Origin of the sequence: Streptomyces sp. CA2R106 (assembly GCF_037034245.1) — a bacterium.
Lineage (GTDB): Bacteria > Actinomycetota > Actinomycetes > Streptomycetales > Streptomycetaceae > Actinacidiphila.
This window is the reverse complement of record NZ_JBAGKC010000039.1, coordinates 46,639-53,743: the sequence shown is the minus strand read 5'-3', so window position 1 is coordinate 53,743 and position 7,105 is coordinate 46,639. Positions and strand designations below refer to the sequence as shown.

The following is a 7,105-nucleotide window of genomic DNA, read 5'->3' as shown; positions in this document are numbered from 1 at the left end:
TCCGGTGGTGAGGCGATTCTGAGAAGTGCTCTGACTCGCGCTGTGCGCACGGGTCCGCACTGTCGGCCTCAGCTCGGACGGGCCGGTTCTGCTGCTCGATGTACTGCTTCACGATCGACAGTGGAGCCCCGCCGACCGACCCGGCGAAGTACGAGCCGGACCACAGCCTCTGTGCCCGCCGGTAGTGTCGGACCAGTTCCGGATACTCCTGGCGGAGCCTGCGGGAACTGACGCCCTTGAGGCTGTTGACCAGCTTGGACAGGGCAACTTTCGGCGGGAAGTTCACGAGCGGGTGGACGTGGTTGTTCTCGCCGTTGAACTCGACCGGCTCGCATGCGAACTCGGCGCAGACGGCCCGCATGATCTCTTCCATGCGCGTCAGGTGGGCGTCCTTGAAGACCTTGTGCCGGTACTTCGTCACGAAAACCAAGTGGACGTGAAGAACGAAGGCACAGTGTCGGCCAGTACGGATGTTCTGATAATCGGCCATAAACCAACTGGAGTAGGATGATCGATATGCAGTTGAGATACAGCTTCCGTCTGTATCCGAATGGTCCTCAGCGCTCAGCGTTAGCCAGGGCGTTCGGGTGTGCGCGGGTGGTCTACAACGATGCGCTTCGCGCCCGTGAGACCGCCCGCAGCGCAGGCGAGGCGTTCCCGAAGACCGGGGACCTGTCCAGACTGCTGATCACCGAGGCCAAGCTCACCGAAGAGCGCGCATGGCTCGGCGAGGTGTCCGCCGTCGTCCTCCAGCAGTCCCTCCGGGACCTGGACACCGCGTACCGGAACTTCTTCGACGGCCTCAAGGGCAAGCGCCCGCGCATGGGAGCGCCCCGGTTCAAATCCCGCAAGGACAACCGGCAGGCCGTACGGTTCACCGCGAACGCCCGATGGAAGATCACGACCGGCGGGGACCTGTCCTTGCCGAAGATCGGCAACGTGCGGGTCACGTGGTCCCGCAACCTCCCCTCCGTGCCGTCCACGGTGACCGTGATCAAAGACGCTGCCGGGAGATACTTCGCGTCCTTCGTCGTGGAGACCGGCCCCGAGACGCTGCCCGACGTGGCAGCCGCCGTCGGCATCGACCTGGGCCTGGGGCACTTCGCGGTCCTCTCCGACGGCACGAAGATCGCCGCCCCGCGCTTCCTGCGCCGGGCTGAGAAGAAACTCAAGAGGGAACAGCGCCGCCTGTCCCGCAAGGCCAAGGGAGCGAAGAACAGGGACAAGGCTCGCATCAAGGTCGCTCGCGCTCACGCGCGGGTGGCCGACGCACGGCGCGAGTTCCACCACCGGCTCTCAACGAGGATCATTCGCGACAACCAAGCGATTGCCGTTGAGGACCTGGCGGTGAAGGGGCTCGCCCGTACGCGCCTGGCCAAGTCCGTCCACGACGCGGGGTGGTCCGCGTTCGTGGCGATGCTGGAGTACAAGGCTGCGAAGTTCGGCCGTAGCTTCCTGCGCATCGGACGGTTCGAGCCGACCTCCCAGGTCTGCTCGCAGTGTGGCGTCAAGGACGGCCCCAAACCCCTGCACATTCGCGTGTGGGAATGCGGGGCTTGCGGGGCTGTCCTCGACCGGGACATCAACGCGGCGGTCAACGTCGCCAAGGCCGCCGGACTGGCGGTGTCAGCCTGTGGAGCGCAGGTAAGACCGGTACGCGTACCGGCCCAGCGCGGTGAAGCAGGAACCCACCGAGACGGTCAGTCGACCGTGGTAGGAATCCCCGGGCTCTAGCCCGGGGAACGGAAGTCAATGCAGCACCCTGACCAACTGGAACAACGTCTCCCAGCGCTTCAACGACCTGCCCGCCTGGGTCGCCTACGACAGCCCCGGCGGCTGGGGCGACCCGGACTCCGTGGACATCGGCAACGGCTCCAGCGACGGCCTGACCGTGGACGAACGCCGCACCGAGATGACCTTGTGGTCCATCTCCGCGGCCCCCCTGGTCCTGGGCACCGACCTGACCCACATGGACGCCACCGACCTGTCCCTGCTCACCAACGACGAGGTCCTCGCCGTCGGCCTGTTCAACCTGTCCGGCGCCACCGCCAACGTCACGGCCAACTGGTCCGACCTCGGCTCCTCCACCAACTCCTTCACCGCCTCCCTGCCCAGCCACGGCTCCCGCCTGCTGAAGGTCACCCCGGCCGCCGGCCACGGCACCATCGGCGCGAAGATGGTCAGCAAGCTCTCCGGCCGCTGCGTCGACACCCCCCAGGGCACCACCTACAACACCACCCAGCTCGCGGTCTGGGACTGCAACGGCGCCCCCAACCAGAACGTCGTCTACACCACGTCGTCCAGGACGCTGGTCCTGGAAGGCAAGTGCTTCGACGCCTACGACAACCAGACCGCCGCCGGCACCCCGGTGGAGTTGTACGACTGCAACGGGCAGACCAACCAGCAGTGGAACAAGAACAGCGACGGCACCTTCACCGGCGTCCAGTCCGGCCTGTGCCTCGACGTCACCGGCGAAAGCAACCCCAACGGCTCCGGCCTCGAACTGTGGACCTGCAACGGCGGCAACAACCAGCAGTGGACCCTCGGCTGACCTGCGCGCCGCGCCGGACCCCGCGGCGCCGGGCCGCAGTGCCCGGCGCCTGCGGAGGGCGGGGTCAGCGGGCGGTACGGATCAGCAGGGCCGCCGTTCCGCGGGCCGGGAGCGTGACGCGCAGGCTTCCGGCCGGCCCGGAAGGCAGCGGAGTGGGGTCCGCCCCGAGGTAGGAGCAGGCGAACGCCTCGGTGAACGGCACATGGAGACGGATCTCCGCCGCGACCTCCTCGTCGGCGAACGACTGCAAGCGGACCGTGAAGGCCCCCTCCTCCTGGGGCAGCAGGCCGACGACACGCACCTCGGGCTGCTCCACCGTGAGGACGGAGCTTCGCGGCCCGCCGCCGGACCCGGCGCCCTGCGCCCTGATCGCGTGCAGGGGGTGGCCGGGGTCGGCGGCGCGCGTGCCGAGCGCCGCCGGCGGTTCCTCAGGAGCACCGCCGCGTACGGAGACGCTGTAGCGGAAGGTCTGCTCGAACGCCTGGCTGCTGGGGAAGTTGGTGTCCCAGATGTTGTTGTGCACCCAGGAGTACAGGGTGCCGGGCTCCTGGCCGGGCACCGACGGCGGATAGGGCACGTAGGGGATGGCGATGTTGCCGTGCTGCACCAGGGGCGCGTCGTGGGTGGCCCAGCCGACGGCGGTCCCGCCCTGGGCCAGGGACACCCAGCGGCGGATCGCCCGCATGTGCCGCGCCGACCCGGGGACCAGCGGCAGGTCCGTTCCCACGGTGCCGCCGCTGCTCTCCATCCGGACCACCGGGTCGGTCAGGGCGAAGGGGAACGCGAAGAAGGCGCTCTCCTTGGTCATGGTGGCCGGCTTGGCCAGGTGGTTGGCGATGTCGAGCCGGGGCACGCCGTGGGCCAGGGTCAGCGTCGTGCGGAGTTTCGCGCCGCCCGGCGGGACGCACTCGTAGACCAGGGTCTCGGCCACCGCTGAGGAGGTCCGTTCCACCAGCACCGCGGGCGGGGCGACGTCGCGCCCGGCCAGGAGGTGCATGGAGTCGTCGGCGACCGTCTTGCTCGACTGGTGGTTGAAGCCTCCGGCCGTCGCGTACCGGTCGTAGACGTACCCGTTGAAGCCGAACACCGCGTCGGGGTCGACGAGTTCGGCGCCCGTGGACTTGTCCGTGATCGACGCGACGCGGTTGCCGCGCAGGTCGACGCGGACGGTCAGGAACTCGTTCTCGAGCACGGTGTCCGGCACCGGCACACCGGCCCGCGCCCCGTCCGCCGGCTCCCCCACGGCGCCCGCGGCGCCCGCGGCGTGGACGTCGAGCCGCACCGTCCCCAGCGACGGTACGTCCGTGACGGTCACATGGAGGAAGCGGCCGGCCGACCGGTGCAGCGGGTTGGTCTGCGCCTCCTCGGCGACCGGCAGCGCCGATCCGGTCCGGCCGTCGGTCACTTCGGCGGGCACGTCCAGCGGCAGCACGCTCTCGGGGACGAAGAAGCGCACGACGTCGGTACGTATCCGGCTGCGGGTGTTGACGACATGGAAGCTCGCCCGCGCGCCGGGCTGCTGGGGCAGCGTGTCCGCCAGCCGGTGCGCGGCCCGCTCCAGCAGCGCCAGCGCGCCGTCGTGGGCCCGTACCGCCTGGCCGTACTTCCAATGCCACTGCTGCTCACCGGAGCCGTGGCCCTGGCAGCCATACGTCCACGGGTCGCCGGCTCCCCAGGTGTGCTCGTTGAAGAGGGACACGGCGCGGTACACCGTGCCGGTGTCCCGGGTCCCGGCCGCGGTGCCCGCCGCCCCGCGCAGGTCGGCGAGGGCGTCCAGGGTCCGGGCGTCGGCGAGCGCGGACTGGGCGGCGCGGTTCATCGCCAGCGGTGCGGCGCCCGCGCCGACTCCGTCCACCCACCAGTCCGACCAGTCGCCCTCGAAGGTCTCCAGCCGGTCGCCGAGGCGCTGTTCGGCGTCGTCGAAGAAGTCCTCGTGCCGGGAGATCCGCAAGATGGGGTAGGCCCAGTCCTCGTTCCAGCGGCGCACGGTCTCGGCGGCCACCAGGCGCGGCGGGCCGTTGTCGGCGAAGGTGCCCAGCACCCGCAGGTGCAGGATGTCCCACGGGTAGGGGTCGGCCTCGTAGGCGGCGTCGAGGATCGGGTAGCCGGGGACGCCCTTGCCCTGGTGCGGCACCGCGTGGCCGGCCAGCGCGGTCAGATAGGCCGGGAGCAGGTCGTCGACGGCGGCGTGCGACTCGTCGAAGCCGATGATCGACCCCTCCATGTACGCCAGGCCGTGCGGGGTGTCGGTCCGCCACACCAGGACCGATTCCCCGTCCGCGGTGCGCCAGCGGAACAGCCGCGGCAGCCGGGCGCCGCCCACCAGGTGCGGCGCGGCCCGGCCCGCCCAGTTGTGCGCGACGGACAGCCGGCGCACGCCGTGCGCGGCCAGCGCGTCCTGGAGCCCGACCACCTGGCCGGGCACGTCGGTCTGCATGGCGGTGGTCAGCGGCACGCCGTAGGTGTCGCGGACCTCGACGGCGTCGCGGAGGAGCTCGTGCAGTTCGTCCACCGAGCAGGTCTCGCTGTGCAGGTTGAACGGCAGGGCGGTCAGCTCGATCCGGCCCTCGCGGACCCGGCGGACGAACTCCTCGACGCGCGCGGCCGGCCGGTGCGCCACCCAGTCGGTGAAGGTGCTGAGCCCCTCCACCGACCAGCGGTAGCGCGCCTCCGGCGGCCAGTCGTCGGTGGCCCGGATCAGCTCCAGGCAGGTGTCCAGGGCCGCGCGGCCCTCCGCCAGCACCGTGCCCTGCGGATCGGTGTAGCCGATGTCCAGGTGGGCGTGCTGCACCAGGTGGACGGTCCAGTGCCGCTGCGGCCTCAGCCGGAGGGCGAGCGGGCCGGGCAGGCCGAGTTCCGGCAGGTCGAGTGCGACGTCGGTTTCCTGTGCGACCTCAGGCACGAGCACCCGCACCGAGCCGGCCGGACCCGCGATCACCTCGCAGTCGGTCGCGGCGCCCCCGGCGGTCCGGACGGACGCGGAGCTGATCGGCCGCGGCAGGGCCGGCTCGACGTCGACACGCACCGACTGCCTCAGCCCCTCCCCGGGGCCGCGGCGCAGCAGGGGCTCCGGGGAGAGCCGGACGGTCATGGCGCCGTGCTGGTGCTCCTGCCGGTGTTCGTGGGCGACGGCACGCTCCCGCAGCAGGTCGCGGGCGATCGTGGAGTCCCACCAGGAGGGGCGGGTGTGGCGGTCGGTCATCGGAGAGTGCTTTCTGCGGCGGCGGGTCGTGATCGGGAGGCGGGGCGGCGGTGGGGGCTGCGGCGGGTCCGACGGGGACCCGGCCGACAACAGGTCAGCGACGGGCCGGCCGGGCGCGGTCGTTCAGCTGGTGCGGTCGTAGTCCTTCGGGCTCCACGCCAGCAGGGAGAAGAGCTGCACCGCCGCGGCCTGGTTGAGCGTGCCGACCGGCTGGGCCGGGTCGGGTGCGCCGCCGTTGCCGGCCTGGAAGCGGAACAGGCCGGTGGCCGGGTCGCGGTTGTCGGCCCACAGCCGGTCGGCGTACGCGCTCAGGACCGCCCGGTAGCGCGGGTCGTGGTGCTGGGAGTCCAGCAGCAGCAGGTCCTGGAAGAGGAACGAGTTGAAGACGGCCGGCTGCTGGTAGAGGCGGTCGTCCGCGGTCCAGTAGGCCAGCGCGCCGTCGGCGTCCTGGACCGCCTGGTCGAGGTAGGCGCGCTCGCCGGTGGCCCGGTACAGCTCGGTGGCGGTGCCGATCATCGCGCCGGAGTTGTAGCTCCACAGCGTGGTGTCGACGCTGCCGTCGTCGGCCCGGTCGTTCTGGTAGAGGCCGGCGGACTGCCGCAGGCACTGGCGGTTCCAGTCGTACGCGCGCCGCGCCCAGTCGAGATAGGACGGCTGGTGGGTGATCTGGTAGAGCCCGGCGGCGAGTTGGGCGGCCAGGCCCGTGACGTTGGCGGCGCGGATGGTGTTGGCGTCGGTCTCCACCCAGTGCATGCCGCCGGGGCACGCCTTGGTGGTGTCCTCGTCCCACGCCCGGGTGTCGGTGGCGAAGGCGGCGCGGGCCCCGGCCAGCATGGCGGGGTCGCCCTTCGCGCGGTACTGCGTGAGGAACGACAGGCCGACGACAGCGTTGTCGTCGAAGAAGAGGTCGCCGCCGGTGCCGAGGGGGGCGGGCAGGTAGGAGTCGTAGCCGGGGTGGGCGGGGTCGGTGGAGGCGTACTGGGCGAGCGCGGCGAACCGGTCGGCCACGTCGGTTTCGGTGGCGCCGGACGGGTGCGGGATGTTCGCCACGTAGAGGGTCGCCTGCGTGGCCTCGCGGAACTCCCAGAGGTAGGAGTACGGGTTGGCGCCCGCCGACGCGGGGGTGGACTCGCGGTAGAGGCCGTGGCCCGCGGGGCCGAGGTACAGGTCGCGTTGGAGGGCGGTGTAGCTCGCCTGCGCGCGGGCGGCCCAGTCGGTCTGCGGCCGGGCGGTGCCGTGGTCGGCGGCGGGGGCTGCGGTGGCGGCCGGGGCGGCGAGGAACCCGGTCGCCGTGGTGGCCAGCACCGTCAGCAGCAGGCCGGTACGGCGGATGGCACGTGGACTTCCCATGG

The 7,105-nt window shown here is 71.4% G+C and carries 4 protein-coding genes and 1 pseudogene; 2 read left to right on the top strand and 3 right to left on the bottom strand.

Features of this window, described 5'->3' with window-relative positions:
* Positions 1 to 79 precede the first annotated feature (79 nt).
* Positions 80 to 490: pseudogene (gene tnpA / locus WA788_RS32670) on the bottom strand (IS200/IS605 family transposase); the annotation flags it as partial.
* 26 nt (positions 491 to 516) lie between these two features.
* On the opposite strand from tnpA, the gene WA788_RS32665 reads away from it, so the two are divergent.
* Together WA788_RS32665 and WA788_RS32660 are read left to right on the top strand one after the other, a co-directional pair.
* Entirely contained in the window at positions 517 to 1,734 is a 1,218-nt protein-coding gene (locus WA788_RS32665) for an RNA-guided endonuclease InsQ/TnpB family protein (RefSeq protein ID WP_335983745.1), read from the top strand.
* Positions 1,735 to 1,762: 28 nt separating this feature from the next.
* Positions 1,763 to 2,551, top strand: coding sequence for a ricin-type beta-trefoil lectin domain protein (locus tag WA788_RS32660; RefSeq protein ID WP_335983743.1), 789 nt, complete (start codon positions 1,763 to 1,765; stop codon positions 2,549 to 2,551).
* A gap of 64 nt (positions 2,552 to 2,615) precedes the next feature.
* Here the strand turns inward: WA788_RS32660 and WA788_RS32655 are convergent, their stop codons facing one another.
* Positions 2,616 to 5,753: an alpha-mannosidase gene (locus tag WA788_RS32655; protein ID WP_335983736.1), complete on the bottom strand. Its 3,138-nt coding sequence runs from the start codon at positions 5,751 to 5,753 to the stop codon at positions 2,616 to 2,618.
* 123 nt (positions 5,754 to 5,876) lie between these two features.
* On the bottom strand, positions 5,877 to 7,103 hold the full coding sequence (locus WA788_RS32650; protein ID WP_335983735.1) for a glycoside hydrolase family 76 protein: 1,227 nt from the start codon (positions 7,101 to 7,103) through the stop codon (positions 5,877 to 5,879).
* Positions 7,104 to 7,105 lie beyond the last annotated feature (2 nt).

Bases quoted from the DNA above. Each gene is read 5' to 3' on its own strand.
- WA788_RS32665 (WP_335983745.1), top strand. From the start codon at position 517: ATGCAGTTGAGATACAGCTTCCGTCTGTATCCGAATGGTCCTCAGCGC.
- WA788_RS32655 (WP_335983736.1), bottom strand. From the start codon at position 5,753: ATGACCGACCGCCACACCCGCCCCTCCTGGTGGGACTCCACGATCGCC.
- WA788_RS32650 (WP_335983735.1), bottom strand. From the start codon at position 7,103: ATGGGAAGTCCACGTGCCATCCGCCGTACCGGCCTGCTGCTGACGGTG.